The 1,133-nt window shown below is 64.9% G+C and carries 2 protein-coding genes; both read right to left on the minus strand.

Going from position 1 to position 1,133, the window contains the following annotated elements; genetic code table 11:
* The coding region (locus tag ACSFA3_RS24990; RefSeq protein ID WP_435508042.1) for a CmpA/NrtA family ABC transporter substrate-binding protein at positions 1-509 on the minus strand (509 nt) is incomplete at its 3' end.
* A gap of 345 nt (positions 510-854) precedes the next feature.
* Positions 855-1,133: ANTAR domain-containing response regulator (locus tag ACSFA3_RS24995; protein WP_435508043.1), on the minus strand; the 279-nt coding region annotated here is incomplete at its 5' end.

Raw genomic sequence — 1,133 nt, forward strand, 5'->3', positions numbered from 1 at the left:
GTGCCGGTGGGGAAGGTCTGCGCGAAGGTGTATTCGCGCTTTTCGCTGGCGATGAGCTTGGCGAGCGAGGCCGCATCGACCGCGCCCTTGTCGGCGAGCTTCTTCGACAGCGTGATGGCCTGGCCGTTGTTGTTGAGGGTCATGAGCACGGCCATGTCCTTCTTGGGGCCGCTCACGCCGAGGTGCACGCCGTAGACGAGGCCGTAGAGCACGTGGGCCATGTCGAGCTCGCCGTTGACCAGCTTGTCGCGCACACCGGCCCAGCTGGCTTCCTTGCTGGGCACGATCTTCACGCCGTACTTCTTGTCGATGCCGAGCACCGAGGCCATCACCACGCTGGCGCAGTCGGTCAGCGGGATGAAACCAATCTTTACTTCTTCTTTCTCGGGCTTGTCCGAGCCCTGGGCCCAGACGGCGGCGCGCAGCGCCGGGTCGATGCCGACGGCGCCGATGGCGGCGGCTTGCAATACGCGGCGTCGGCTGAGGCGGGTTTTGAGCAGGTCGGTCATGGGGCGGGGCTCCGGTTGAAGACAAACAACAAACAAGAAAGACAAAAACGAAAAGGCGTCCGCACCGCGCAGGGGCTGCTCGAAAACGAGCCCTTGCGGGATGGGGACGCCTTTGTCCGGTTCGGTGGGAGACACCCGCCGTTGGGTGCCGCCTGCCTGAAGACCCATTGAGGGGCCTACGAACTTATTGCTTGCAAGCGGTGTGCCAGCCTTCGGGAGCTGCGGGCTGCTATCAAGAAAGTAGCGGGATGCGGCCCCACAGCATGGGAGAAGGCCCGATCAGGCTGGGAAGCGGCGGTGGCACGGTTGTTGTGCACTGCACCAAGTTGAACGGTCCGGACCGCTTCAGCGCGGCGGCGCGCGGTCGAGCATGGGCAGGTAGTCGGCCATTGCCAGCATCGACTCGGCCACGTCGACCAGCCGCCGCTTCTGGTTCATGGCGGTCTGGCGCAGCATCTTGTGCGCGTCTTCTTCGCTGAGCCGGCGGTGCGCCATCAGCAGGCCCTTGGCGCGCTCGACGATCTTGCGTTCGTTGAGCGAGGCGCGCACGGTTTCGAGTTCGTCGCTCATGGCCTGCAGGCGGTGCGACTGCTCCTGGACCATGTCGAGCACCGAGCGTTCGAG

Origin of the sequence: Variovorax glucosi (assembly GCF_051216695.1) — a bacterium.
Classification (GTDB): domain Bacteria; phylum Pseudomonadota; class Gammaproteobacteria; order Burkholderiales; family Burkholderiaceae_C; genus Variovorax.